The sequence below is a fragment of the Nitrobacter sp. MLSD-S21 genome (assembly GCF_058809865.1).
In genome coordinates this window covers 416465-443286 of sequence record NZ_JBXASZ010000003.1, presented here as the reverse complement: position 1 = coordinate 443286, position 26822 = coordinate 416465, and the positions used below count along the sequence as shown (strand labels likewise).

The 26822-nt window shown below is 61.6% G+C and carries 25 protein-coding genes; 12 read left to right on the top strand and 13 right to left on the bottom strand.

Features of this window, described 5'->3' with window-relative positions:
- Positions 1-127: 127 nt before the first annotated feature.
- Positions 128-2980 (bottom strand): bifunctional transaldolase/phosoglucose isomerase, encoded by a 2853-nt coding sequence (locus tag AC1RT6_RS12070; protein ID WP_472790571.1) that lies wholly within the window; start codon positions 2978-2980, stop codon positions 128-130.
- Between the two features lie 283 nt (positions 2981-3263).
- On the opposite strand from AC1RT6_RS12070, the gene AC1RT6_RS12065 reads away from it, so the two are divergent.
- From AC1RT6_RS12065 to AC1RT6_RS12050, 4 genes are all read left to right on the top strand, one after another.
- On the top strand, positions 3264-3521 hold the full coding sequence (locus AC1RT6_RS12065; protein WP_309773281.1) for a DUF6894 family protein: 258 nt from the start codon (positions 3264-3266) through the stop codon (positions 3519-3521).
- Positions 3522-3569: 48 nt separating this feature from the next.
- Positions 3570-4046 carry a glutathione peroxidase gene (locus tag AC1RT6_RS12060; protein WP_079447640.1) on the top strand — a complete coding sequence of 159 codons (477 nt, stop codon included), beginning with the start codon at positions 3570-3572 and terminating at the stop codon, positions 4044-4046.
- On the top strand, positions 4043-4300 hold the full coding sequence (locus AC1RT6_RS12055; protein WP_079447639.1) for a DUF3297 family protein: 258 nt from the start codon (positions 4043-4045) through the stop codon (positions 4298-4300). Before AC1RT6_RS12060 ends, AC1RT6_RS12055 begins: the two co-directional genes overlap by 4 nt.
- A gap of 218 nt (positions 4301-4518) precedes the next feature.
- Entirely contained in the window at positions 4519-4872 is a 354-nt protein-coding gene (locus AC1RT6_RS12050; protein ID WP_079447638.1) for a DMT family protein, read from the top strand.
- 120 nt (positions 4873-4992) lie between these two features.
- Here AC1RT6_RS12050 and AC1RT6_RS12045 read toward each other — a convergent pair whose 3' ends face one another.
- Positions 4993-5898: a metallophosphoesterase family protein gene (locus tag AC1RT6_RS12045; protein ID WP_079447637.1), complete on the bottom strand. Its 906-nt coding sequence runs from the start codon at positions 5896-5898 to the stop codon at positions 4993-4995.
- 236 nt (positions 5899-6134) lie between these two features.
- On the opposite strand from AC1RT6_RS12045, the gene AC1RT6_RS12040 reads away from it, so the two are divergent.
- A complete protein-coding gene (locus AC1RT6_RS12040) occupies positions 6135-6623 on the top strand; it encodes an NUDIX domain-containing protein (protein WP_079447714.1) in 489 nt (162 codons plus the stop codon).
- 66 nt (positions 6624-6689) lie between these two features.
- Positions 6690-7223, top strand: coding sequence for a GNAT family N-acetyltransferase (locus tag AC1RT6_RS12035; RefSeq protein WP_079447713.1), 534 nt, complete (start codon positions 6690-6692; stop codon positions 7221-7223).
- 57 nt (positions 7224-7280) lie between these two features.
- On the opposite strand, the gene AC1RT6_RS12030 is transcribed toward AC1RT6_RS12035, so the two are convergent.
- The 6 genes from AC1RT6_RS12030 to AC1RT6_RS12005 form a co-directional block, all read right to left on the bottom strand.
- The gene (locus AC1RT6_RS12030; protein WP_079447636.1) at positions 7281-9617 is read right to left on the bottom strand and encodes a TonB-dependent receptor; all 2337 of its coding nucleotides are present in this window, start codon (positions 9615-9617) and stop codon (positions 7281-7283) included.
- Positions 9618-9735: 118 nt separating this feature from the next.
- Entirely contained in the window at positions 9736-10182 is a 447-nt protein-coding gene (locus AC1RT6_RS12025) for a DUF2946 domain-containing protein (RefSeq protein WP_079447635.1), read from the bottom strand.
- Positions 10183-10340: 158 nt separating this feature from the next.
- On the bottom strand, positions 10341-12404 hold the full coding sequence (locus AC1RT6_RS12020) for a hypothetical protein (RefSeq protein ID WP_079447634.1): 2064 nt from the start codon (positions 12402-12404) through the stop codon (positions 10341-10343).
- 9 nt (positions 12405-12413) lie between these two features.
- The gene (locus AC1RT6_RS12015) at positions 12414-15227 is read right to left on the bottom strand and encodes a DUF4159 domain-containing protein (RefSeq protein WP_472791534.1); all 2814 of its coding nucleotides are present in this window, start codon (positions 15225-15227) and stop codon (positions 12414-12416) included.
- The gene (locus AC1RT6_RS12010) at positions 15227-16168 is read right to left on the bottom strand and encodes a DUF58 domain-containing protein (RefSeq protein WP_173816007.1); all 942 of its coding nucleotides are present in this window, start codon (positions 16166-16168) and stop codon (positions 15227-15229) included. Before AC1RT6_RS12010 ends, AC1RT6_RS12015 begins: the two co-directional genes overlap by 1 nt.
- Positions 16168-17172: an AAA family ATPase gene (locus AC1RT6_RS12005; RefSeq protein ID WP_079447632.1), complete on the bottom strand. Its 1005-nt coding sequence runs from the start codon at positions 17170-17172 to the stop codon at positions 16168-16170. Before AC1RT6_RS12005 ends, AC1RT6_RS12010 begins: the two co-directional genes overlap by 1 nt.
- Positions 17173-17738: 566 nt before the next feature.
- Here AC1RT6_RS12005 and AC1RT6_RS12000 point away from each other — a divergent pair.
- The 4 genes from AC1RT6_RS12000 to AC1RT6_RS11985 are packed head-to-tail and all read left to right on the top strand — an operon-like array spanning position 17739 to position 20531.
- Positions 17739-18344 (top strand): DUF1285 domain-containing protein, encoded by a 606-nt coding sequence (locus tag AC1RT6_RS12000; protein WP_079447631.1) that lies wholly within the window; start codon positions 17739-17741, stop codon positions 18342-18344.
- Positions 18341-19018, top strand: coding sequence for a CoA pyrophosphatase (locus AC1RT6_RS11995; RefSeq protein ID WP_079447630.1), 678 nt, complete (start codon positions 18341-18343; stop codon positions 19016-19018). Before AC1RT6_RS12000 ends, AC1RT6_RS11995 begins: the two co-directional genes overlap by 4 nt.
- On the top strand, positions 19015-19278 hold the full coding sequence (locus tag AC1RT6_RS11990; RefSeq protein ID WP_079447629.1) for a DUF6111 family protein: 264 nt from the start codon (positions 19015-19017) through the stop codon (positions 19276-19278). The genes AC1RT6_RS11995 and AC1RT6_RS11990 overlap by 4 nt, the downstream gene beginning before the upstream one ends.
- Positions 19275-20531 carry a CCA tRNA nucleotidyltransferase gene (locus tag AC1RT6_RS11985; RefSeq protein ID WP_079447628.1) on the top strand — a complete coding sequence of 419 codons (1257 nt, stop codon included), beginning with the start codon at positions 19275-19277 and terminating at the stop codon, positions 20529-20531. The genes AC1RT6_RS11990 and AC1RT6_RS11985 overlap by 4 nt, the downstream gene beginning before the upstream one ends.
- Before the next feature lie 106 nt (positions 20532-20637).
- Here the strand turns inward: AC1RT6_RS11985 and hemF are convergent, their stop codons facing one another.
- The 4 genes from hemF to AC1RT6_RS11965 form a co-directional block, all read right to left on the bottom strand.
- Complete coding sequence (gene hemF / locus AC1RT6_RS11980; protein ID WP_173816018.1) at positions 20638-21525, bottom strand: oxygen-dependent coproporphyrinogen oxidase; 888 nt, start codon at positions 21523-21525, stop codon at positions 20638-20640.
- 115 nt (positions 21526-21640) lie between these two features.
- Positions 21641-22006 (bottom strand): 6-carboxytetrahydropterin synthase, encoded by a 366-nt coding sequence (locus tag AC1RT6_RS11975; RefSeq protein ID WP_079447627.1) that lies wholly within the window; start codon positions 22004-22006, stop codon positions 21641-21643.
- Positions 22007-22138: 132 nt separating this feature from the next.
- Positions 22139-22771: a 7-carboxy-7-deazaguanine synthase gene (gene queE, locus AC1RT6_RS11970; protein WP_079447626.1), complete on the bottom strand. Its 633-nt coding sequence runs from the start codon at positions 22769-22771 to the stop codon at positions 22139-22141.
- On the bottom strand, positions 22768-23238 hold the full coding sequence (locus AC1RT6_RS11965) for a tRNA (cytidine(34)-2'-O)-methyltransferase (protein WP_079447710.1): 471 nt from the start codon (positions 23236-23238) through the stop codon (positions 22768-22770). The genes queE and AC1RT6_RS11965 overlap by 4 nt, the downstream gene beginning before the upstream one ends.
- Positions 23239-23429: 191 nt before the next feature.
- Here AC1RT6_RS11965 and petA point away from each other — a divergent pair, with 191 nt between their 5' ends.
- Together petA and AC1RT6_RS11955 are read left to right on the top strand one after the other, a co-directional pair.
- Positions 23430-23957 (top strand): ubiquinol-cytochrome c reductase iron-sulfur subunit, encoded by a 528-nt coding sequence (gene petA / locus AC1RT6_RS11960; RefSeq protein WP_079447625.1) that lies wholly within the window; start codon positions 23430-23432, stop codon positions 23955-23957.
- Positions 23958-24008: 51 nt separating this feature from the next.
- The gene (locus AC1RT6_RS11955; protein ID WP_079447624.1) at positions 24009-26069 is read left to right on the top strand and encodes a cytochrome c1; all 2061 of its coding nucleotides are present in this window, start codon (positions 24009-24011) and stop codon (positions 26067-26069) included.
- Between the two features lie 101 nt (positions 26070-26170).
- Here AC1RT6_RS11955 and AC1RT6_RS11950 read toward each other — a convergent pair whose 3' ends face one another.
- A complete protein-coding gene (locus AC1RT6_RS11950; RefSeq protein WP_079447709.1) occupies positions 26171-26668 on the bottom strand; it encodes a YbhB/YbcL family Raf kinase inhibitor-like protein in 498 nt (165 codons plus the stop codon).
- Between the last annotated feature and the right edge of the window lie 154 nt (positions 26669-26822).

Sequence of the window (26822 nt, the reverse complement as noted above, 5' to 3'; positions counted from 1 at the left end):
TGTTTCAGGAAGATTGGCGAATGTGGATCGCGATGAACGACGGCAAGGAGCAAGATCCCAGCTTGACGCGGCTGGCGAACGTTTGTTTCCTGACGCAACGTCACAACCTGACGCGTCATGGCCATGGTCACATGAGAGCTCGGCTGATCGCCTCGTCGAGCCGCGACAAGCCGGATTGAAGATCTCCCTTGAGATGCACGCGAAGCGCTCGCCGTCCCCGCCGGATGAGCACATCGAAATCGCCGCGCGCCTGCGCAGCCTTGATAATACTGAAGCTCGTTTTCCGGCCGGGAATCTTCAAATCCCGTGGGTCGTCGGCGGTGATCTGGAGAAAAACGCCGCTGTCGGGACCGCCTTTGTAGGCCTGGCCAGTCGAATGCAGGAAACGTGGGCCGAACTCGGCACAGGTGGCGACTTTCTTCCGGTCGCGAACGGCGAGGCGCATCCGCTGTAGATCACCGATGTGTTCGTCATCGCGCGCGACGTAAGCCAGAAAGGCGACATAATCGCCGGGCTCTGCGCGCGCGAGATGCGCCTTGAGCCACGAGGATAGCTCACCGTCGCCGCCCTTCTCGCGTAACGCGCGCGCATTCTCAGCGTCGGTGTAAAGATCGAAGCCGGCGGCGGAAATCGCCGGCTTTTCCTTGGGAAGCCTGCCCGTTTTCTCGAAGGCTGACGTCAATTCGCGAGTCCTGACCTTGGCAGCTTCGACGTCAGGCTGATCGAACGGATTGATGCCGAGAACCGAGCCGGCGACTGCGACGGCCATCTCGAACCGGAAAAATTCCTGACCGATCTGATCGACCGAGTTCATCACGATCCGGACCACCGGATGTCCAGCGCTTTCGAGCGCGCGCAATTTCTCATCATGAGCGGCATCCTCTTCATCCGCCGTGCGGATATCGATGAAGAAGCGGTCATTACCGTAAAGGTTCGCATCGGCGAGCGGTTCGCCGTCGATCGGAATAAGGCCCTTGCTCTCCTTGCCGGTCGATTCGGCGATCAGTTGCTCGGCCCATGCACCAAAATCAGCGATTTTCGGAGACGCCAGAATAGTGACCTTGTCACGGCCTTCGCGCCCCGCGAGACCCATGGCTAATCCGAGCTGAACGCCAGGATTGTCATGCGGTGGGACCTGGGCGCCACAGGATCGCACCATGACGAGTGCATTCTCGAGCAATCCTGTCACATCGATTCCCGCTGTTGCCGCCGGGACCAGGCCGAAAGGAGACAGGATCGAATAGCGGCCGCCGATTGCGGGATCGCCGTGGAAGGTGCGCGCGTAGCCGAGCTTCGCCGCTTCCTCGTCAAGCGAGGACCCCGGATCGGTGATCGCGATGAAGCGGTGGCCGGCTTTGTCGGCGCCGATGGCCTTGGCCACCCGCGCATGAAAATAGTCTTTCAGTGCATTTGGTTCTGTCGTTCCGCCGGACTTGCTGGACACGATGAAGACAGTCCTGTCGACGTCGATTGCGGCTTCAAGCGAACGAATCTGGGTGGGATCGGTTGAGTCCAGCACATGTAGTTTCGGGAAACCTGCTGCCTTCGGAAAGGTCTTCGCCAGCACCTCCGGACCCAGGCTTGATCCGCCCATGCCGAGGACAACCGCGTCGGTGAATTTTTGCTTCTTCACTCGCTGCGCGTAGTCCTCGTAGTCAGCTGCCCGATTAAACTCGGCGGCAGGACTCGTCAGCCAGGCCAGCCATTTGTCTTCGTCCGCGCCGGTCCACACCGACTTATCCTGCTGCCATAGCTTGCGGACGGTGCCGGCGGCTCGCCAGTCATCCGCCTCTGCTTCGACGGATTTCGCCGTGGCGGGGTCCAGCGACAAGGTCTGTCGGTCGATGGCAGAACCGAGAATCTTTTCCCGCTTCCGGGCGACGGCGCCGAGCAATTTGTCGGCCGCGTCCGCGAACAGCCGCACGCCCTCTTTCACGAGGTCCCGGGTGATCGCATCGAGCGAGATTCCGGCTTCCGCGAGCGCGGTGAGCACTTGCCGTGCGTCATCCAAACTTTCCTCGAGGCTATCGCGCAGCTTGCCGTGATCGCGGAAGGCCTCAAGGGTCGCCGGCGGCACAGTATTGACAGTGTCTGAACCGATCAACTCCTCAACGTAGAGGACGTCACGGTAGTCCTTGTTCTTGGTCCCGGTCGAAGCCCATAGCAGCCGCTGCGGTCTGGCGCCTTCGGCTTCCAGCTTTTGCCAGTCTTCGCCGGCAAACAGCCGCTTGTAATCCTGATAGGCGAGCTTGGCATTGGCAATCGCGACCTGGCCCTTGAGCGCGGCAAGACGCGCTTTCTCCGCAGGATCGTTGGCTTGCGCGATCTTTTCGTCGAGCTGCTTGTCGGCAGCGCTATCGATTCGGCTGACGAAGAAGCTGGCGACGCTTGCAACATGTGCGGGATCCCCGCCATTTCGGACATATTCTCGAAGCCCGGCCTGATACGCCTCAGCTACCTCGACGTAGACCTTTTGGGAGAACAACAACGTGATGTTGATGCTGATGCCCTCGGAAATCAGGTGACGGATCGCGGGCAAGCCATTCGGCGTCGCCGGCACCTTGATCATCAGGTTTTTGCGGTCGACGGCCTTCCACAGCCTCTTAGCTTCGGCAATCGTCGCCTTGGTATCGTTCGCAAGATACGGCGAAACCTCAAGACTGACGAAACCATCGGCGCCATGGAGCCGATCGTAGACCGGCCGCAACACATCGGCGGCGTGCTGGATGTCCTCTACGGCGAGCCGCTCGTAGAGATCGGCGACCGATCGGTCGCCGTTTTTGAGCAGGCTGACTATAGCGCTGTCATATTCGTCCGAACTCCCGATTGCCTTCTCGAAAATTGAGGGATTGGAGGTAACCCCGCGTATTCCGTCGTTCTCGACAAGATGCTTCAAATCACCCTTGTTTATGAAACCGCGCGCAAGGAAATCGAGCCAGATGGCCTGGCCGTGGTTCTGGAGTTTACTGACAGGGTTCATGACGTTCTTCTTTGTTCGAGGACGCGCGCCGTTTAGGAAAATTCCCATAACCCGCTGCAAGCCAGGTTATGTCGACATGACGAAGAAAAGATAGCCTGATCAAGAGCGGGACTCGGTGCTAACGTTTGAGGCGGAATATTGATCCGCGTATGGATTACTAGGAGCTTGAAACGGGACGGACGCAATTTTGCGACAAATAAAGCCTATTGCAGTGCAGGCTTGTCGTTCGATAAAAAACTTGTGAGAACGGCGGACTCAAGGCCCACCCCGTTATGGATTGTTCATGCCCCGATATTTTTTTAACACCCGCATCGGAAGCGACCTGATTCTGGATCCGGAAGGCGAGGATTTGCGCGATCCCGACCAAGCCTGGCGTGCCGCCCGAACGACGATCCGCGAAATTCTCAAGTCGGACGGCGAACAGAAGGCGATCCTCAATGCAGTGCTGGAAGTGACCGACGCCACCGGTGAAATCGTCCTCGAATTTCCGTTCACCGAAGCCATCCTGGACCAGGTCAGCCGGTCTTCCACGCGGCATTGACCGGCACGGAACGGTCGGCCAGTCGTAGCTTGATCGAAAGGTTGTTGAATGGCCAGCGTCTTTGATTTCTGCGCGAACACGCTGGCCGGCGAGCCCTGCGCGTTGAGACAGTTCGAAGGCCGCGTCCTTTTGATCGTGAACACTGCGAGCGCCTGCGGCTTCACGCCGCAATACAAGGACCTAGAGGAACTATATCGCGCGATGAACCCGCGCGGATTTTCCGTTCTTGGCTTCCCCTGCAATCAGTTCGGCAAGCAGGAACCGGGGTCGTCCACTGACATCCAGCAGTTCTGCGCTACCACGTATGACGTGACCTTTCCGATGTTTGAAAAGATAGATGTCAACGGGGCGGACGCGCATCCGTTGTTCAAGCATCTGAAGAACGAGAAGCCGGGTCTGCTGGGCGAGTCAATCAAGTGGAATTTCACAAAGTTTCTCGTGGACCGGCAGGGGAGGGTGGTCGCTCGCCACGCTCCGACCACCAAACCCAAAAAACTAACCGAAGAAATCGAGGCCCTGCTTTGACCGACCAGACCGCGAATGACCGGCTGCCCGACCGTTTGTCGACCGATCCGCGCAGCGCCTATTACGATGCTGAGATTCTGTCGCGCGATATCGGTATCCGTTTCAAGGGTGTCGAAAAAACCAACGTCGAGGAGTATTGTGTCAGCGAAGGCTGGATACGTGTTGCCGCCGGCAGTGCCAAGGATCGCCACGGTAATCCGTTGACCATCAAGCTCAGCGGCACGGTTGAACCCTACTTCCGGACTGGGGGGTAGGATTTGTTTCTATCGGCACGGCTTTGGGCATACGTGCAGCACAGTTCCACCTCGCTTGCTGTGGGTTCACGCTGTAAGCAGGCCTAGAGTCTTTCACCGTTTCATGGAAACGGTAAAAGACTCCAGCTTTTTGATTTGACGCGTTTTCTTCACGCGAACCGGATTCCACTTCGCTCGAAAACGCTAGCTTTCCTACGATCGTTTCCGAAAGTTCAGCCATGCCCATCGCGATTCCGTCGTGGCTCCTGCCGATCCTGATGCTGTTCTGCTCGAACGTTTTCATGACTTTCGCCTGGTATGGGCATCTGAAATTCAAGGAAAGTCCGCTTTCTCTGGTCATTCTGGCCAGCTGGGCTATCGCGTTTTTCGAGTACTGGCTCGCGGTGCCAGCCAATCGCTGGGGTAGCTCGGTCTATTCGGCGGCCGAGCTCAAAACCATTCAGGAAGTAATTACACTTGTCGTGTTCGCCGGCTTCTCCGTGCTGTATCTGAAACAGCCGTTGAGCTGGAATCACGGTCTGGGCTTTGCGTTCGTTGCCCTCGGCGCATTTTTCATTTTTCACAAGTGGTGATTGCGTACTGTAGCGCGGATATAGCGTTTTCGAGCGAAGTGGGTGCCAGTTCGCGTGAAGAAAACGCGTCAAAACATAAAGATAGAGTCTTTCACCGTTTCTATGAAACGGTGAAAGACTCTAGATTAGCTCTGTCCGCTGCAATTCATTGATTTCCTGACGTTCAATCGCTGCTTGATCGGCAAAGCCGCGCACTCGCTGCTCGCAACGCCAGGCGTTTCCATCGCGCGTGATCGAAAACAGGTTGTAAGCGGCAGGTGGATAATGCCGGTGCGGCATCGCGGATGCCGACGGCACACCGATGGCGGGGATCCGGCCGTGCGGTCCCTCGAACCACATGGTCGAATGGATATGATCATGGCCGTGCAGGATCAGGTCCACGCCGCGCCGCTTCAGAAGAGCCAGAAGTGCGTCGGCATCCGTCAGTCGTTTGTACGAATCTTTCGAAGACAGCGGATGGTGGATCAGCAGCACGCGAAAGTTCGGATCGCTCTCAAGCTGTGAGAGACCGCGGTCCAGCGCATCGAGCTGGTCGGACCCCAGCCGCCCAGTGGCCATGAAGGGACCGGTCGGTACCGACGAAGACACGCCGATCAGCGTCAGCGGCCCTCTGCGTCGCAGGAACGGAAAGGAAAGCGGCGTCCCTTCGCGGACGCTATCGCCGCGCATATATTCCTTCCATTCGGAAATCTGTTTTTTCGTCGGGCGAACGTAGGCATCGTGATTGCCGGGCACGAGGGTGACGTCGTGTGGGGTGCCGACGTCGCCCAGCCATGCGCGCGCCTGCGTGAACTCGTCCGGAAGTGCGAGATTGATGAGATCGCCGGTGACCGCGATGTGATCGGGCGATTGCGCCTTGATATCGGCGACCACAGCGTCCAGCACATCGCGCCGATGGATGGCGTGACGGCCGCGTTTCCAGTTTAGATAGCCGATCGCGCGCTTGCCTATGAGCTGATGCAGTCGCGGCGGAGGCAGCGGTCCAAGGTGCGGATCGGACAGGTGCGCGAGCGTGATGGTTGTCATCAGGGGCTGCCGATCAAAGCGCCGGCGGGGAGTGCCATCGCGCCGCCGCCTGCGATCTTGAATGTTGCCCGCCGCGATGGCGAGCCTCTGTCCCTGTCATGAAGCTGCTTCACCTTTACCTCGTACCCGGTATCTCGTACCCGGGAATATTCTGAAGTTTTGGCAAGAGCACCGCTAGGATGCAAGCGATCATGCAAGAGCGAGTCGTCGCGTCGCGGATTCGGGGGCTAAGCGTCATGAATTTCCACCGTCTGCGGTGCTTTTGCGAGCCCGCGTTACGCCGGCTATTTCACCTGTACTTCCGGTTCGCCCGCGGCATGACGCTCGGCGTGCGCGGCGTGGTGCTCGACGCCGACAACAGGGTCTTTCTGGTCAAGCATGGCTATGTGGCGGGCTGGCATCTGCCCGGCGGCGGCGTCGAGGTCGGCGAGACGTCACGTATGGCGCTGCAACGCGAACTCATTGAAGAAGGGCGAATCGAAATACACGGCGAACCGGCGTTGCACGGTATTTTTTTCAACAGCCACGTTTCGCGGCGCGATCATGTCGCTGTCTACGTCGTCAGGGACTTCCGGCAGGATCGCAAGCCCGAACCAAATCGGGAGATCATCGATTGCGGTTTTTTCGCCGTCGATGCCTTGCCGGCCGAGACCACAGTCGGCACGCGGCTCCGAATCGCGGAAGTCCTTCATCATGAGCCGCCGGTACTCACCTGGCGCAGGTGATCGGCCCGGCCGCAATCGGCGGCAGGCGATGGACCGCGCCCGTGACAGATGCTATCCGCCTTCCTCATGTCCGATCTCTCCCTCACTCTCCTGACCGAAACCGCCAATGACGCGCAGGCTATCGAGCGTCTGCACGAACGCACCTTCGGTCCCGGTCGTTTCGTGCTCAGCGCTTACCGCCTGCGCGAGCATGTTGATCATTTGCTGGACCTCTCCCTGACCGCCCACATCGGCACTCTGCTGGTCGGCTCGGTTCGATTGTTGCCGGTCTGCATCGGCGACACGCCGGCGCTGCTCCTCGGTCCGCTGACGGTCGAGCCGCCGTTCCGTGGCCGCGGCATTGGCCGCGCGATGCTCGAGCGCGCGCTCGGCGACGCGAAAGCGAAAGGGCACCGTCTCATCGTGCTTGTTGGCGACGAATCCTATTACGGTCGCGTCGGTTTCAAGATGATCCCGAAAGGCCAGGTCGACATGCCAGGTCCGGTGGACCGGGCCCGCCTGTTGGTATGCGAGCTGGCTCCTGGTGCGTTCGACGGAGTCTCGGGCATGATCCGGCCTGACTGGAGGTTCGCGTGGGAGGGGGCGGACCAGAGCCAATGAACAGAAGTCAAATTCAAGCATCATGGCCGGAACAATCCGGCCATGATGAAAGCCTGCTTAATACTTCACGTTTGCGAATATCCGTACGTTCAGTCCCGGCAGCAACACCTGGTCCTTGTTGAAGGCGACGGCATTGCGAATTTGCTCGTTCAGCAGATTGTCGCCGGCGAGACCGATGGTCACCGGCTGCCCGCCCCACCAGTTGTTTCTGGGCAGCGTGGTCGTATAGCTGACCTCGGCTCGCAGCCGGTTGTAGCCGGGGGTAGGCGTCTCGACGCCGCTCACGTCGTTCTGTGCGAAGGCATGGAGCAGGTTGATGCGAGCCAGCCAGTTGGCGCCGTGGTAGTAGATACCTCCTCCCAGACGCTGCGGCGGAATTCGCGGTACGTTGGAGCCGTCCGTGAAGGTCGCGCGGACAATGTCATACTGTCCCTCGATGCCGAAGAGGCCGTTCCACACCGGCAGAACGTCGTATTGAAACTGGAATTCGCCGCCGCGGAAAACGGCATCGGTCTGGGAGTAGATGGCCTGCTTCAATTCCAGACCCGGTCCGGCCACGCACGCCGTTTCGTCGCAGGTGTTGCCGGTCAGGCGCCGGTAGATGAAGCCGTTGAACCGCGTATAATAGCCGGTCAGTTCGAACCGCAGCGGCCCCGTCGCTCGGCGTAATCCGGCCTCGATCGACTTCGCGGTCTCGATGCCGAGATTCGGATTGCCGATGTCATAGGTTATCGTCGCATCATGCACGCCGCGGGAGAATAGCTCCGCTGGCTTCGGCGCGCGTTCGACGTATTGTCCGGTCAGGCTCGCCACCAGATTCCAGGGCAGGTTCTGAATCAGACCGACACTGGTGCTTTTTGGCGTGAAGTTCAGGGCCCGCGGCGTTGCGGCACCGATCACGCCCGGATCGACGGTGAGGTCGAACAGTTCGGGCATGGTGCTCGGAGTTGAGCCATTGAGGTTCACGTGTTCGATCCGACCGGCGACCTGTGCCTTGGTCGTGTCGCTGAACGTGAACTCGTTGAAGATATAGCCAGCGAACCTTCCATTGCTGTTCGGATCCCACAGGCCGTTGAGCGGGCTAAACGGATCGTCGGGACTCGGCGCGGTCAGTTCCTGGTGCGACCCCTGGACGCCGATCGCGGTTGTCAGAGCAGCGAAGCGCAGGTTGGTCTGAGCGAACTGCACTTCCATCCGGCCTTCCTGCTCCTTGTTGGTGAATGTCTGGCGAACGCCGTCGCTGGCCGGATCAGCTGCGTCGGCAAGGGCGAGTTCATTGTGCTTGTAGTCGGTCGCGCCGACCCAGAACCGAATGGCATCGACCGCCGCCGCATCGGGCCGATATTCGCCTTTTGCGGCGAATTTGGTCTGATGCGCGTTGATCCGGGTGCCGAGCTCTTCGCCCTCTTGGCCTGGAATGTGGTACAGGCTGTTGTTCTGCGTGATCGCGGCTCCGACGAATCCGCCGTCGAACAAATACGAGCCGCCGACTGAAGCTCCATTGGAGTCGGTCGCGGTGTTTTTCTGCACGCCGCCGGGGATCGCATAGTCCTCGGTCCGCCGTGCGAAGGCGTCGGCGTGAATCGCCACGTTGTTGCCGCCGGCATCGAGCAGAACCGCGCCTTCACGACCGTTGTTCACGCTCGAGACCGCTCCTCGTGTCTCTACGTTCACGCAGCCAGGGGGAGTCGGCAGTTGCGGCGCCTTGACGGCATAACCGTAGGTTTGCGTTGTCAACGGTGCCGCGCATGGCGTGGTTTCGGGAATGCGATTGTTGCTGGCGCTGACCATTCCGCCGATGGCCGTCGAACCGTAACGCAGCGCCGCCGGGCCGCGAATGACCTCGACCTGATTGGTCGAAAGCGGGTCAATCGGCACGAAATGGTCCTCGCCGAGATCGGACGCACCGTTGCTTCCGATACCGTTCTCCACGATGCCGACGCGATTGACGTCGAGGCCGCGGATGATGGGCCGGCTCGATGCGCCGGGGGCGAAGGATGAGCCGGTGATGCCCGGCTTGTTGTTGAGCAGGTCGCCCAGCGTCGCGGCCCCGTTGCGCCGAATCTCTTCGTTGGTGACGACGGTCACGGTCGCGAACTGATCGGTCACGATGGGCAACGTGCCCTGCAGATTGGCGGGAGTTGCCGGCGGCGCGGTGCGGGCTACCTCGGGTTGCCGGGGCGTAGGAGCCCTGGTCGTGCCACGGCGAGCCGTGCGCGCGGGTGTCGTCCGAGTCGGCCGTGCGTGGCGCACGATCGGACTGGGCGCGTTGACCACGATTCCGGGCAGGGCCGTTTGGGCGGAAACGTCATCGGAGAACACCACGGCAAGGGCCGGAAGCGACACTGCGCTGAGGCGCGCCAGTGTGAGAAAACGACTGGGAGAAAGGGACATCCTGCGGATCCTGGTACGGCCGGCTTCCGCTCATTGGCGTTCGTATGGCCGTCAAAGTCGATAAACTTGCGAAGTTCCTCGGCAATGGGTTGCGCAGCGCGCTATTGCCGGATCGACATCAGGACGAAGGAGGGGCGCGTGGTTGGAAGGCGATAGGCCGCGATTCAAGGTGATTGAACTCGGCTTCGATCACTAGATGAAGGAAATTACAGGCGTCGGGCAACAGCAAAACAGGAGGCCCGGTGAACAGCATCGTGCCCGCCAGCGCCATGACGGCGCAAACGGCGCATCGGTCGCGTTCCTGATCGTCACCTGTCGGTCCGGCCGGACTCGTGACGAACGTTTTGGCGGAATTGGTTAGAACTGCGTGTTGCGGGTCTACGGTCGCACCGGTTCGGGCAGCGGCCGGGTCGCTGGCTGGCACGGATGCGTTGGTTTGCACCGAGGTCGGTGCCTCAAGGGCGGCAGCACCGTGATGATGCCCGAACGACAGGACAAACTGGATCGCAAGCGCGAACAGCGCAAGCCGCGATCCGTGTTTGATGTTCGACCGGAACCACTTCATTGCAACGTGTCCACGCCTTCGCGGTATCTCAGACGTTACAATATAACATCCGGGTTCCGGCCGGATGTCAACGGCGACCTAATGGGACGGCCCAAAGACGTGGTCGCCAGTGCGAGACTGTGTGGTTTGTGCAACGGATCACAGGAGTGGATTGGAGCTCAGCGTCCTTCCCGAAGCCAGGTTGCGGCAAAGGCGCCCAGCAGCAACAGCAGGCCGATCACTCCGGAGAACACAGGCAGCACGCCGACGCCGCGGACCACGCTGGCGTCACGAATCCGCACGCCCAACCAGCCCTCGCCGCGAAACACGCTTGAGGCGCGCACCGGAACGATGCGCGGAACGTCGATGCTCGAGCCGTCCGCGATCCGCCGGGCGTCACCACCGCTGGCCTGCGCGAGCGGTTTAATCTCGTCCACGGTTGACGTAACCGCCGAGAATTCCTTCGGATTGGCCGGGCCGACATTGACCAGAGCTTTCAGCGTGCCGTCGGTCGCCTGCCATAATCCGAGTTCGTCCGCCATCAATCCCGTCTCCCACAAGCCGGGTTCGGCGGCCTTCAGTAACAGTTCGCGAGTCTTGCCGGAGGGCGAGGTCACAGTGACCGGATTGACGGTGTCGGCCATGGTCTGGCGCTGCACGATGAGATCCTTGCCGTGAACTTTAAGTCGCAGCGTCTCTTCCTCGAGTTCGGGCTGCTTCATCAGCCAGTGCGACATCCGCCGGAGCAGATCGAGATGCGGGCCGCCGCCCTCATAGCCCCGTGCCCACAGCCAGATATGATCCGACAAGAGCAGCGCCACCCGGCCTTCGTCATACCGCGACAGCAATAGCAAGGGCTGGCCGTCGGCACCGGTCATAACTGGTGGCACCGAAACGTTGCGGGTGTCGACTTCGCGGAAAAATCGGCTCCAGTGCGGCGGATCACTCGCGGAGCCTTCGAGCCCCCGGGTGACAGGATGACGCTTGCCGGCGTCGCTCAGCCGGGCATGGAACGGCTTTTCGGTGACGCCGACCGGTTCGGCGGGCAGCACGGTGTCCAGCGGCGTCCGCCAGATGCTGGTGGTCGAGGCGTAGTCGGGGCCGGCCGAAACCAGCACCGCGCCCCCCGCGCGCACGTAACGCGCGATGTTGTCGAAATAGGCGGTCGGCAGCACGCCCTGGCGCGCGTAGCGGTCGAAGATGATGAGCTGAAATTCGTTGATCTTCTCCTGAAACAGCTCGCGCGTTGGAAAAGCGATCAGCGACAGTTCGTGGATGGGCGTGCCGTCCTGCTTCTCGGGCGGACGCAGAATCGTGAAGTGAACCAGATCGACGCTGGGGTCCGACTTCAAAAGGTTGCGCCATGTGCGTTCGCCCGAATGCGGCTCGCCCGATACCAGTAGCACTCTAAGCTTGTCGCGGACGCCGTCGATCGGCACCACGGCGCGATTGTTGACGGGCGTCAGTTCGTTCTCCAACGGCGAGACTTCGATCTCGACGATGTTCTGTCCGGCATGTTTGATGTCGACATCGACGTTGACGGTTTCCCCGCTCAGAACGGTACGCTCGCTGATCACTTCGCCGTCGCGGCGCACCACTGCTTTCGCGCGCTCGCCGCTGACGCCCTGGTCGTCGAGTCGATAGGTGACGGTCTGGGTCTGTCCGACAATACCGAAACGCGGCGCGGCAACGATCGCGACGCGGCGGTCGCGTTCGTCCGTGTGGCCGGTGATCAGGGCATGGACCGGCGCCTTAAATCCCAGGGCAGAGACGTTGCCCGGAATGTCGTGAACGCGCCCGTCGGTGATCAGGAAGGCGCCTGCGACGCGGTCGGTCGGCACATCGGACAGGGTCGAGGAAAGCGCCGAAAACAGCTTGGTGCCGTCGGTCTCGCCATCCGCCTGGCCTGCATCGACGACGCGGACTTCAAGTCCCTTGATCTGCTTGAGGCGGTCGACCAGCGCTTCGCGCGTCTTCGCGGCCTGATCGGTGCGGTCGCCGAAATTCTGGCTCGGGCTTTTGTCAACGATGACGGCGGCCACCGAGGACAGCGGTTCGCGCTCCTCCCGGGTGAACGACGGATTGGCGAGCGCGAGCAGGATCAGCGCCAGCGCCGCCACCCGTACCGCCGCGCCGCGCGCGCGGCCGACCAGGAGCAGCACCGTGATCACGACAATCGCGGCGGAGGCGCTCCACAGCACGATCATGGGAACAAGGGGGGTGAAGGCGATGCCGTACTGCATGCTGCGGTCCTATTGCCCCAGCCGTTCGATCAGCGCGGGAGCATGAACCTGGTCGGCCTTGTAGTTGCCCGTCAGCGTATACATCACGATGTTGACCCCGGCACGGAACGCGAATTCGCGCTGACGCGGCTCGCCCGGCGAGAGCGGCAGCATCGGTTGGCCGTCGGGACGCATGGCCCAGGCGCCCGCGAGATCGTTCGAGGTGATGATGATCGGCGAAACGCCGTCGCCGCCGCGCGCCGGCCGTGAGCCCGCTTCGTCATCCTCATTGCGCGGCAGGGCCTCGACCCAGGTCTGGCCGGTGGTGAAGCGGCCCGGAAAATCGTGCAGAAGATAGAACGTCTTGGCCAGCACATGCTCATGCGGCACGGGTTCGAGCTCGGGGATGTCGAGCGACGTCAGGATGACGCGCAGTTGTTGCATTCCAGGCGTCCGGGATTCGCCATCCGGCCCCGGCAACGCATCGATCGCATCTCGGGTGTCGAACAGAATGGTGCCGCCCTGCTTCATGTAGGCGTCGATCTTATCGAGAGCGTTTTGCGGCGGCTTCGGCGCGCCCGGCACGACCGGCCAGTATATCAGCGGGAAGAATGCCAGTTCGTCGCGTGCCGGATCGACGCCGACCGGATCGCCGGCTTCAAGCGCCGTGCGTTGCGCCAGAAACAATGTAAGTCCGCTCATCCCGGCCTTGACGATGGCGTCGACCTCCGGGTTGCCGGTCACGACATAGGCGAGCCGGGTCTGGGAGGTGGCCTTCGTGGCAAACTCGTCGCTGGCGCTGTCGGCGCGCGAAAGTGAAGGCGCCATCGCCATCGTCGGCAGAGCAAGCGCGACGACCAGCGCCGCTTGAGCCGCGCGGCGACGCAGCAGCATGGCCATGCCGCCGCCAAGCAGCGCCACGATGACGGCGTCGGCCAGAAACAGCGCGAGCGCCGAGGACAGCAGGATACCTCGCAGATCATGCGGTTCGGCGTTGGTGAAACTCGCCCGTCGCGCCGTGAGGTTCGAAGTGTCGAGCGGCACGATCCGGTCGGTCGCCGCCAGCGTGTTGACAGCAATCGGCCCGTCGGCGGGGCCGTAGAACCCCGGTGGATGCTCAATGGTGCCGCGGCCGCGATAGTCGGCCCGCAAGGGTTTGACGGAGGCGGGCGGGGGTCCGAAAGCGCCGAAACCGTCGAGCGTCCGCAGCGGCGCGACGGTTTCCGCCTTGGCATTGGCGTCTGCGGTTCTGCCTGTGTTTGCGGTGTAGCCGGAAGCATCCACGATACGCCGCAGCATCTCGACGAAAGTGCCGGACATTGGCAGATCGGACCAGCGCATGTCGGCGCTGATGTGGAATAGCGCCAGCAGGCCTTTGCCGCGGCGCTCGCCGGTCACCAGCGGCGTTCCGTCGACGAGAGAGGCCCAGCTCTTGGCCGCGAGCCTCGCATCCGGTTCGGCGAGCACCTGCCGGTTGACGGTCACGTCGTTCGGCACCGGAAGCGCCGCGAACGGTCCGTCCGCGGCGAAGGCAGCGAGATGCTGCGGGTTTTCCCAGGTCATGCTGCCACCGAGGCTGCGGCCACCATGCCGCAATTTTACGGGGACCAGATCGTCGTCTGCCTGCGCCAGGCGCGGCCCCGCGAACCGCACCAGCACGCCGCCATGTTTGATCCAATCGTCGATCCGATGGCGCAGTTCCGGGGACAGCGCTCCAACGTCGGCCATTACGATCATTGACAGCTTCTGATCCAGAAATTGGGTGATGATCTGCTGCGGGGCTCCCTTGTCGCCGAGCCGGACATCGGCGAACGGCGCCAGCGCGCGGCTCAGGTAGAAAGTCGATGCAAGCAACGGCTGCGCCCTCTCGGTGCTCGATCCGCTGACCACGCCGATGGCGCGTCGGCGCCAGCGCTTGTCGAGCAATTGCACCGCGCCCGCCGATCGCTCCCCCGCGATCTCCAGCCGGGCGATATCGTTGCGCAACTCCAGCGGCAGGTCGAACGCGGCTTCTGTTTCGCGATCCTGAGGCGCAAACACATATTGCGTCTCGCCGATCGGCGCCCCTTTCTGGTCGAGCGCACGGACAACCCCGGCGGCCGGGCCGTTCGCGTTGGCGCGTAGCACCTTCACGGTCATCCGGGCCGCGGCATTTTCTGCCGCGGTCAGCGCACGGGCGGGCAGCGTGCCGCCTTCGACGATGGTGAGGGAACGGTCGCCGATCACCTCGCGAAGTCCGTCGACGAATTCCGTCCCACGCCCGCTGTCGATGCCATCGGTCAGCAACGCGATATCGCTGTCGCCCGTCGCGTTCAGGAAGCGTTTAAGCGCCGGCAGCGTTTCGACGCGGTCGACCGCGAATGGCTTCGGAGCAAGCTGCCGCAGCGTGACGCGCGCGGTTCCGGCGGACATCAGCGTGATGTCTTGCGCCGGGTCCGACAAGGGCACGATAGCAACGCCCCGCCGGTTGCTGTCGGCCTCAGTGATCAGTTGATCCGCCGCCTTGATCCGCATCTCCCAGCTCGATGCGGCGCTCCAGCCATCGTCGAGCAGGATCGTTAAGGGCGCGGCGCTACGGGCTGCGCCGGTATTAGGATTCCACACCGGACCGGCAGCAGCGAGAATCACCAGCGCCGCCGCCGCAAGCCGCAATGCCGTCAGCCACCACGGCGTGCGCGAAGGCGTGTCTTCCTTCGGTGCGATATCGAACAGCAGTCGTGTCGGCGGAAAATCGATGCGACGCGGGCGCGGCGGCATCACACGAAGCAGCCACCATAGAAGCGGCAGGCTGAGCAGGCCGAGCAGCATCAGCGGTTGCAGGAATGACAGCGGAAGCGCCGACATCATGCGGTGGGCCCCGCTTTGGCCGCGATGACGCCGCTTCCCCTGCTCGCCATCATGCCGCCGTGGAGGAACAACAGCAGGTCCGCCGCGGACCGGTCGGTGGTGTGGGTCGAGAACAGCCAGTCGAGCGTTCTGGTCTCAGAGCGGATCTGGTCGCGATGCAGTGCCACGCGCGCGACGTAGTCTCCGGCCCATCGTTCGGCGCGGCCCGCAGTGATGGCCCGCCCGTCCTCGGGTTCGACGAATTCGACGCGCCCCGAATAGGGAAATGTCTCCTCGGCGGGGTCGACCACCTGTAGCAGCGTGCCATGTGCCCCCGAAGCCGACAATCCGGCCAGCATGGTCCGGATATCGGCGATCGGTGACCAGAAGTCCGACAGCACCACGATCTCCGACCGGGCCGATGGCACGAACGAGGGCGGCAGACTGGCGCGCGCGAGATCGTCATGGAGCATCGCCTGGGCTATTCTGTCGATGACGTTGCGGTTCGCGGTTGGATTTATCAGCCCGGGAACGCCGACGCGTTCACCGCCGGCCACCAGCAATTCAGCCAGTGCGAAGGTGACGATCAAAGCGCGCTCGAGCTTGCTGTCGCGCGCATTTCGGGAGGCAAAGGCCATCGACGCCGAACGATCAGGCCACACCCACACGGTGTGCGCGGCCTCCCACTCGTGCTCGCGGACGTAGAGATGATCATCGCGCGCGGAGCGACGCCAGTCGACGTTCTGCGACGGCTCGCCAGAGACGAAACGGCGGTATTGCCAGAAGCTTTCACCCGAACCTGCGCGGCGGCGGCCGTGCAGGCCGTGAATCACATTGGCGGCGATGCGACGGGCTTCCAGCACGAGACGCGGCAGCGACGCCGCCAGCGTGCGGCTTTCACCATCGGCGCGTCTGACTGCTTCGATTTCCTGCCTGACGTGCCCGGCTGCTGCGACCATCAACCGATCCGCGTTTTAAGTTGTTTAATGACATCGGAAATCGTGCGACCTTCGGCACGGGCCGTGAAGGTCAGCGCCATGCGATGCTTGAGCACCGGCTCGGCGAGATCGAGCACGTCGTCAATCGACGGCGCAAGACGTCCGTCGAGCAGCGCGCGAGCGCGCACGGCCAGCATCAGCGACTGACTGGCGCGCGGTCCCGGTCCCCACGCGATCAGTTTTCCGATTTCGCCGCTTTCCGGTCCGGGGCGCGCCGAGCGCACCAGCGACAGGATGGCTTCGACCACGCTGTCGCCGACCGGCAGCCGCCGCACCAGCCGTTGCGCTGTGAGCAGGACATCGGCGTTCATCGCGGCTTTCGCCAGGGCCTCCTCGGCGCCGGTGGTCTCGAACAGGATGCGGCGTTCCGCGTCGCGATCCGGATAGTCGACATCGATCTCCATCAGGAAACGGTCGAGCTGTGCTTCCGGCAGCGGATAGGTGCCTTCCTGCTCCAGCGGATTCTGCGTCGCCAGCACATGAAAGGGTTTGGGCAGGTCGTGGCGCGCGCCGGCGACAGTGATGTGCTGCTCCTGCATCGCCTGCAACAGCGCTGATTGCGTGCGCGGGCTGGCGCGGTTGATTTCGTCCGCCATCAAAAGCTGTGCGAATACCGGTCCGGCAATGAAGCGGAACGAACGCTTGCCGATGCTGCTTTCGTCCAGCACCTCGGCGCCGAGGATGTCCGACGGCATCAGGTCCGGCGTGAACTGGACGCGCTTGGCGTCGAGTCCGAGCGTCACGCCGAGCGTCTCCACGAGCTTGGTCTTGGCAAGGCCGGGAACGCCGATCAGAAGCGCATGCCCCCCGGAGAGGATGGTCACCAGCGTATTTTCGGTCACCCGGTCCTGACCGAAGATGACGGTGGCAATCGCATCCCGCGCCGCGCGAATTTGCCCGGCGACTTGCTCGGCCGAACGGACGATCACGTCTTCGAGTTTCTCGACACTCTTGTCCGAGTCCATAGCCATCCATCACTCCTTGCGCGAGGCTACGCAATTTGCGTCGTCGCGCCATGAACTGTTAAACATACGAAAACGGCATGTATTCATTGAACTAAACTATTCCCACAATATCTGGTCTCTCGAGCTATGAGCGGCATCACGAAGCGACGAATGATCGCGTCGATTTCGATGCCCGATCCACGCCTAGTGCCTCGATTCCGAAGTTCGTATGTTCCGCAGCGACATTTAATCCGAACTTCGAAATCAAAGGGGCACTAGCAACCTTATGATTCTAGTGTGGTTTGGGTTCAGAAGTTCGCTCGACGGACTTGCCGGGGGAATGAAGCGAACTTCTGAACCACCACGCTAGTGGTCCGATTCCAACGTTCGCATCCCGTTTCAGCAGGTGTTTTTGCGAACGTTAGAATCGCAGGACCACTAGCAACTATAGGTTTCTAGTGGAGTTTTGGATTTGACATTCGCATTTCGGTGCCCGCGGCAGATGGGTGGCGAATGTCAAATCCACTCCACTAGTGGGTTGATGTTCCCCTTTGTGGCAGAAGAGGCGATCAGCGTCGGGGTAAACCATGGCGAAGCAAGGGCGGCCCGCTACTCGGACACTGGATGGCCTGACGGCCTCAGCGCGCAATGCCGCGGGCTCGCCCGGCAGCGGTTTGCCGCCAGTCCATCTGTGGAATCCGCCGTTTTGCGGCGATCTGGACATGCGAATCGGCGGCGACGGCACATGGTATTATACGGGAACGCCAATCGGCCGGCCTGCGCTGGTGCGTCTGTTCTCCACGATCTTGAAACACGAGGATGGCAAATACTTTCTGGTGACTCCGGTAGAGAAAGTGGGCATCAGCGTTGATGACGCACCGTTTCTGGCCGTCGAAATGATCGGGAATCGGGACGAAAATGGCCGCCTGCTGAGATTCCGTACCAATGTCGGCGATTGGGTGCCATGCGATTTTGCGCACCGGCTGCGCTTCGAGTGCTCGGAGGGCGGCGGGTTGAAGCCTTATTTGCACGTTCGGGCCGGTCTCTGGGCCAAAGTGACAAGAGCGTTGTATTACGATCTTGTTGACATGGGTGAGCAACGGATGGTCGATGGTCAAATGATGTTCGGAGTCGAATCGGGCGGTGAGTTCTTCGCGATGGCGGATGCGGAGCAGGTGAGGGACGCAGGTTGAACGTTCCGATGGTGAAGACAGTGGTCGCGTCCCCCGATGTCGGCACTGAGGCGTTTTTCGACCGCGCACGGGCACGGTTGTGTTTCGATATACCGCCCGGGCTGACGGACGCCGGCATCGTTCCGTTGACCGGTGACCATGACAATGATGCCGTGCTCCGGACGATCGCTCAGGAAAAGCCGATCCGGCCGGCGGCGGTGCTGATCCCGGTGGTCGCGCGCGAGCAACCGACCGTGCTGCTGACGCAGCGCGCGGCTCATCTGAGTGAGCACGCTGGCCAGATCGCGTTTCCCGGCGGCAAGATCGACGCGACCGATGCCTCGCCGGTCGATGCGGCGCTGCGCGAGGCGTGGGAAGAAGTCGGGCTGACCCGCGACTTTGTGGAGCCGATTGGGTATCTTGATCTTTACGGCACGAGTTTCGGGTTCCGTATCCTGCCGACGGTGGCGCGCGTGAGACCCGGATTTGATCTTTATATCAATAAGGATGAAGTGGCCGACGCATTCGAGGTGCCGCTGTCGTTTCTGATGAACCCTGTCAATCACAAACTCGGCCGGAAGCAATTCCGCGGCACAACGCGCTCGTTCTACGAGATGCCGTTCGCCGAACGAAATATCTGGGGCGCAACTGCCGGGATCCTGCGCGTACTGTACGAGCGAGTCTATTTGAAATGATCCGTCCAGTTTTAATGGAACTCGGAATCTTCCTGATTCCGTTCGCGATCTACGCGGCATATCTGATCGCCCACCGTGTGGACTTCATGATCGCCGCCTCATGGCCGCCGCACATCGTCGTGCGACTTTCGCTAGCGGCGCTGGCGCTGGTTGTCGTCAGCTTCGTTCTGTTGGCGAATTTCTCGGGCTCGCCGCCGGATTCGACCTATGTTCCGGCGCATCTTGAGAACGGCAAACTTGTGCCCGGAGTCGAGAGGTGAACCCGGCCCGCTCGCTATGCGATGCGGGCTGGCTGAAATCAGGTCCGGCGGCGCGTGTTCTGGCGCTGCTCAGTGAAAACGGCGAGGAAGCGCGGATCGTCGGCGGCGCGGTTCGCAACGCCTTGATGGGTCTGCCTGTGGGCGAGATCGACGTGGCCACCACGGCGCTGCCCGAAGAAGTCATGCGTCGCGCGGCCGCGGCTCGCATCAAGAGTATTCCGACCGGCATTGAGCATGGCACTGTCACGCTGGTGGTCGAGGGCCGGCCGTTCGAAGTCACGACGCTGCGCGAGGATATTGAAACCTTCGGTCGCAAGGCCAGGGTTGCATTCGGCAGGGATTGGGCGCGCGATGCCAAGCGCCGCGATTTTACCATCAACGGTCTGTCCGTTGAGAGCGACGGCACAGTGCACGATCATGTCGGCGGACTCGACGACATCGCCGCTAAGCGGGTGCGCTTTATCGGCGATCCGGATCGGCGTATAGCGGAGGATTACCTGCGCATACTCCGCTTTTTCCGGATCCATGCCGCCTATGGTGGAGGCGAACCCGATCGGGATAGCCATCTCGCCTGCATCCGCGGTCGCGCCGGACTTACCACGCTGTCGGCCGAACGCATGCGGGCGGAGATACTGAAGCTGCTGGTCGCGGAGGGCGCCGTGGAGGCGCTGGTGGCGATGGAGGACGGCGGCTTGCTGCTGACCATTCTCGGCGGCGTGGCGTATCGCGGTCCGCTCGCGGCGATGATCGTGGCAGAGCGCGCGCTGGAACTTGCGCCGGATCCGATCCGCCGGCTCGCGGCGCTTGCGGTATCGGTTACCGAAGACGCGCGGCGGGTTGCGCAGCGATTGCGGCTCTCCAATGCCGAGGCGAAACAACTGGATTCGATGGGCCATCGCTGGTGGCGGCTGGGCAGCATGGACGAGGCAACCGCGCGGCGGCGAATCTACCGACTTGGGGCGCCGCGCTTCCGCGATCGGCTGATGCAGGCCTGGTCGCGGGCTGGCCTCGGCGCCGATCCGGCACCGTGGCTAAACGTCGCAACCCTGCCGCAGCGCTGGCAGCCGCCGGCCTTCCCTTTGAAGGCCGAGGATTTCGTCGGACGCGGAATCGCGGAAGGTCCGGCGCTCGGACACGTTCTCGCGATCGCGGAAGATGCCTGGCTTGCAGAGGATTTCCCGCTCGATTCCGCGCGACTTTCGGCGATTGCCGATCAGACCGTCGCGCGGTTCACGCGCGATCACCGGCTGTGAGGGCGGCAACATTCCGCTAGAGCGGGATGGGGAAAAGTGGATAGCGGTTTTCCGCCCGCGTCCCGCTTCTCGTTCGTGATTTTGAATTGGTTCGGTCCAACCGGATCTAAGGCCATTTCACCTCGGGAGGCATCGACGAGAGGATCGACTCGACGTTGCCTCCGGTCTTCAGCCCGAAAATGGTGCCGCGGTCGTAGAGAAGATTGAATTCGGCGTAACGTCCGCGTCGGATCAACTGTTCCTCGCGATCGGCCGCGGTCCACGGCGTGCTGAAGTTCCGACGCACGAGCTCGGGATAGACCTTGAGCAGCGCTCGCCCAACATCCTGCGTGAAGGCGAGGTCGGCATCCCAGTCGCCGCTGTCATGCCAATCATAGAAGATACCGCCGATCCCGCGGGCTTCCTTGCGGTGCGGCAGATAGAAATACTCATCGCACCAGGTCTTGTATTTGTCGTATGCGGCGATGTCGGCATGGGCATCGCAGGCGGACTTCATCGCCGCGTGAAACGCGAGGCTGTCGGCATCCTCCTGCGTGCGCCGCCGCATCAGCACCGGCGTCAGGTCGCCGCCGCCGCCGAACCATGCTTTCGTGGTCACCACGAAGCGCGTGTTCATGTGAACGGCGGGAATATGCGGATTGCGCATGTGGGCGATCAACGAGATGCCCGACGCCCAGAAATTCGGATCATCCGCCGCACCGGGAATCTGCGCACGAAACTCCGGCGCGAATTCGCCATGTACGGTCGAGCAGTGCACGCCGACCTTCTCGAATAGCCGCCCGTGCATCATCGACATGACGCCGCCGCCCCCGGGTTGGCCGGTGTGGTCGGTACGCTCCCAAGGCGTGCGGACGAAGCGTCCTATGTTACCGGGATAGAGCGAAGCGGGCGCGTCGTCTTCCAGCTTTTCAAAAGCCGAGCAGATATTGTCGCGCAACTGCTCGAACCAGGATCGCGCGCGGGCCTTGCGGGTCTCGAGCAGGGAGGCGTCCATCGGATATTCCTTGAGAGACTCTGTCATTGCGAGGAGCTTAAGCAACGAAGCAATCTAATCTCGCTGGTTTTAAATCTGGATTGCTTCGCTGCGCTCGAAATGACAAGTGAGAATTTCAACTTTCGGGTCCGAAATAGGTGCAGCTTTCGCCGCAACTATCGCGATGTACGCTGACGCGTGTCACGTGTCCTGCGTGCTGGACATGATCCCAGATGAAACGCGCCAGATTTTCCAGCGTCGGCGGGCCAAGTCCTTCGACGTTGTTGAGGAGCTTATGATCGAGTTTGCTCCGGACCTCGCCCATACCGCGCTCGAGCAGGCCGAGATCGAGCACCATTCCGCTCGCGGGATCAGGCTTGCCGCGGACGCTCACCTCGGCGCGGAAAGAATGGCCGTGGATTTCCATGCTCGCGGTGCCCAATGTCGTTGCCGGCAGCGAATGCGCGGCCTCGAAGCGGAATGATTTCGTCAACTCCCACATTCGTCAAACCTGCTTCCGATTAAAGGCGTCATTGCGAGGAGGCGCAGCCGACGAAGCAATCCAGCTCTTTCCTTGGAGCTTCTGGATTGCTTCGCTGCGCTCGCAACGACGAGGGTGTGGTTAATTTCATCCCTACCTGATCCCCAGCGTCTTGTGTGTCTGCAGGCTGAGCCGCCACTGCGGATGCCGCAGGCAATAGTTGATGGCGCGCACCGTGTTGCCTGCCACGTCCGGCCCGTCCATCGGCTGCAAAGAAAACCGTTCGAAGGTGAGATCCTTGAAATCCTCGGGCCGGATATTGGTTTGTGGATAGACGAGCTTGAGTTCGTGGCCTTTGGTGACCAGCAAATCGGCGCCGGCCTTGGGGCTGACGCACAGCCAGTCGATGCCATCGGGCGGCGCAATGGTGCCGTTGGTCTCGATCCCGATTTCGAAACCGCGGGCGTGCAGTGCATCGACCAATGGCTTGTTAACCTGCAACAGCGGCTCGCCTCCGGTCAACACGGTGTAGCGATGGGCGGCCGGTCCGATCCATTGCGCGGCAATGGTTTCCGCCAGCGCATCAGCAGTATCGTAGCGGCCGCCCAGCGTTCCGTCGGTGCCCACAAAATCAGTGTCGCAAAATCGGCAGGTGGCCGAGGCGCGGTCTTTTTCGCGGCCGCTCCAAAGGTTGCAGCCAGAGAAGCGACAGAATACCGCGGCCCTGCCGGCATGAGCGCCTTCGCCCTGCAGCGTCAGAAAAATCTCCTTAACCGCGTAACTCACGAAGACCTTCCCGTTGCGGCCGACCTCGTCTGCCGCAAGGCCTCGCCCACTGCCATAGCCGCTGCCATGGCGACGTTCAGCGAGCGCAGACCGGGCCTGACCGGTATTACCAGGGTTGCATCCGCGGCCGCCGCAACAGCATCCGGAACCCCGGCGCTCTCACGTCCAAATAGCAAAATATCTGTATCGGCAAAACGATAGTCCAGATAGGGGCGTGCGCCCTTGGTCGTAAATAACACCAACCGGCCGCCGTCTTCGGCGCGCCATTGATTGAATTTTGGCCATGAATCGTGGCGCACAATGGTGACCTCGTCGAGGTAGTCCATGCCCGCACGACGGAAATGCCGGTCCGAGACCGGAAACCCGGCCGGTTCGATGATATGGGCTTCGACGTTGAGGCACGCACACAGACGGAGAATTGTCCCGGTGTTCTGCGGTATATCAGGTTGGAAGAGCGCGACCCGCATGAGCTCAATGCTTTCCGAGATGGCTTCGTGGCTAATGGGCGGATTTGTGCACTGCACGAGTGACGGATAGCGCACTTGCGCTGATCCGGCGAGGGTGCCAATAAAACGGCCGCTCGAAAGACGTATCTCTCTGGGGAGTGGGGTACACCGATAGCAACAAGACCGGCAGCGGGTAAGAAAGGGTTGAAATCGTGACGACATCGTCTTCGGCAGGACAAAGCCGCCGTGATTTCCTTTTCGTAGCAACCGGCGCCGTCGCCGCCGTCGGCGCGGCGGCCGTGGCCTGGCCGTTAGTGGCCCAGCTTAACCCGGATGCGTCTACGGTCGCCGCCGGCGCCCCTATCGAGGTCGATCTCGCTCCGATCGCCGATGGACAAGACATCAAGGTGTTCTGGCGCGGCAAGCCGATCTACATCATGCACCGCACCAAGAAACAAATCGAGGAAGCCCGCGACGTCAATGTCGCGAGCCTGCCTGATCCGCAGCCGGATTCCGCGCGCGTCAAGGAAGGCCATGACCAGTGGCTCGTCGTAATCGGCATCTGCACCCATCTCGGCTGCATTCCGATTGCGCATGAAGGGAACTACGACGGATTTTTCTGTCCGTGCCATGGTTCGCAGTACGATTCCTCAGGCCGTATCCGCCAGGGGCCGGCGCCGCTCAATCTTGCCATTCCGCCTTACGCCTTTATTTCCGACAGCAAGATCAAGATCGGATAAGGCCGAAAAGCCCCGAACCGAACGCGTCGCTTCATTCTTCAGGATCGCATCATGAGCGGACCATCCAGCTTCCAGCCGCAAAATTCCGTCCTCAAGTGGATCGAGCGGCGTTTGCCGATCTTCGGTCTCGTCCATTCCTCGTTCGTCGCCTATCCGACGCCGCGCAACCTGAACTACTGGTGGACGTTCGGCGGCATCCTCTCGTTCATGCTCGGGGTGCAGATCATCACCGGCGTCATCCTGGCGATGCACTATACGCCGCACGCCGACCTCGCTTTTAACTCGGTCGAAGCCATTGTGCGCGATGTCGACTACGGCTGGCTGCTGCGTTACCTTCATTCGAACGGCGCCTCGATGTTCTTCATCGCCGTTTATATCCACATGCTTCGCGGCCTGTATTACGGCTCCTACAAAGAACCGCGCGAGATCCTCTGGATCCTCGGCGTCATCATCTACCTCCTGATGATGGCGACCGGCTTCATGGGCTACGTGCTGCCCTGGGGTCAGATGAGCTTCTGGGGCGCGACCGTCATCACCAATCTGTTTTCCGCCATTCCCTATTTCGGCGAAAGCATCGTGACGCTGCTATGGGGCGGTTACTCGGTCGGCAATCCGACGCTGAACCGCTTTTTCTCGCTGCACTACCTCCTGCCTTTCGTGATCGCCGGGGTGGTCGTGCTGCACGTCTGGGCGCTGCACGTCGCCGGTCAGAACAATCCGGCCGGGGTCGAGCCCAAGACCGCGAAGGATACGGTGCCGTTTACGCCTTACGCGACCATCAAGGACGGGTTCGGTCTTTCCTGCTTCATCCTGTTCTACTGCTGGTTCATCTTCTACATTCCGAATTATCTCGGCGATCCCGACAACTACATCCCGGCCAACCCGGGCGTGACGCCCGCGCATATCGTGCCGGAATGGTACTATCTGCCGTTCTACGCGATCCTGCGCTCGATCCCGGACAAGCTCGCAGGCGTGGTGGCGATGTTCAGCGCTATTCTGATCCTGGCCTTTCTGCCCTGGCTCGATTCCGCAAAGACCCGCTCGGTGCGTTATCGTCCTCTCGCCAAGCAGTTCTTCTGGATCTTCGTCGGTGTTTGTCTCGGCCTTGGTTATCTCGGCGCGAAGCCGCCGGAAGGCGTCTACGTGGTTGCCGGACGTATCCTGACGGCGTGCTATTTCGCCTATTTCCTGATTGTGCTGCCGATCCTGAGTCGTATCGAAAAGCCGCGCGCCGTTCCCAATTCGATCGCCGATGACGTGCTGGGAAAGAAAAAAGTCGTGGCTTCGGCCTTGGCGGTGTTCGGCGCTGTCGGGCTGCTGGCGCTGGATAGCGGCTCGAAGGTGATGGCGGCCGACCATGGCTCGATTCCGCCGTCGTTGAGCTGGTCGTTCGCTGGCCCATTTGGAAAATTCGACCAAGGCCAGTTGCAGCGCGGCTACAAGGTCTACAAGGAAGTCTGCTCGGCCTGCCACTCCATGAATCTCGTGCACTATCGTAACCTGACAGACCCGGGCGGTCCGGGCTTCTCCGTCGCCCAGGCCGAGGCGCTGGCTTCCGAAATCCAGGTGAAGGACGGCCCCAACGATGCCGGCGACATGTTCGAGCGACCAGGCCGGGTCGCCGACAAATTTCCGTCGCCGTTTCCCAATGAGAACGCCGCTCGCGCAGCCAATGGCGGCGCGGCTCCGCCCGATCTTTCCCTGATGGCCAAGGCACGCGGCTATGAACGGGGCTTTCCTCAGTTCATCTTCGATGCCTTCACGCAGTTTCAGGAAAAAGGCCCGAACTATATCCATGCCCTCCTGACCGGTTTTGAAAGTAGTCCGCCGGAAGGGTTCGCTCTGCCGGAAGGATCGACCTACAACAAGTACTTCCCAGGTCATGCCACGAAGATGCCGAACCCGCTGGCGGACGATCAGGTGACCTATGACGACGGAACCCCGCAGAAGGTCGATCAGTATGCGAAGGACGTGTCCGCTTTTCTGATGTGGGCCGCCGAGCCGAAGCTCGAGGAGCGCAAGCGGATTGGCCTGCAGGTCATGATTTTCATGATCATCCTTGCCGGGCTGCTCTACTTCACCAAGAAGGCGGTCTGGGCCGACGCGCATTGAATGATGCGCAGGTTCTTCGCATCAAAAAGGCTCCCTCGCGGGAGCCTTTTTGATTGGTGCCGCGATGCAGTGACGGCGGGACATTAAACGCTTGTATCGTCTCACCGCTTGAACAGACCCATCACCGCCGATTTCGCCAGTGTGTTGAAATGAAGCTGGAAACCGATCACTGCCGCTGATGTGTCGGCATTGGCGTTGATGTTGCCGCCGACCGCGTACACGGTGAAGAAATAGCGATGTGGATGATCGCCTTCAGGCGGGCAAGGGCCGCCGTAGCCGGCTGTGCCGAAATCGGTGCGGGTCTGTAGCGCGCCATTGGGAAGCTTGCCACTCCCGGGATTGCCGGCGTCGAGCACAAGCTCCGTCACCGAGGCCGGAATATTGATGACGACCCAATGCCAGAAGCCGCTGCCGGTTGGTGCGTCCGGATCAAAGCAGGTTACGGCGAAGCTCTTCGTGCCTGCCGGCGCGCCGCTCCAGCGCAGGTGCGGTGATCGGTTGCCGCCCGCGCAGCCGAAACCGAAATCCGCCGACAGGATATGATCCTTGTCGAGGTAGTCGCCATCCTTGAAACTATTGCTCACGACTTTGAACGTCATGATGTTCTCCCGGTGTCGAGTCAGGCCAATCTAGCGCGCGTTGTTGGGGGCGCAACCGCCATGGCGGCGGACCTGATCGCGGCAATGCGGCCCGAGTCCGGCCGTGAACGCTCTTGACATCGCACCACCGGAATGATGATTTCGTGGCATGAAT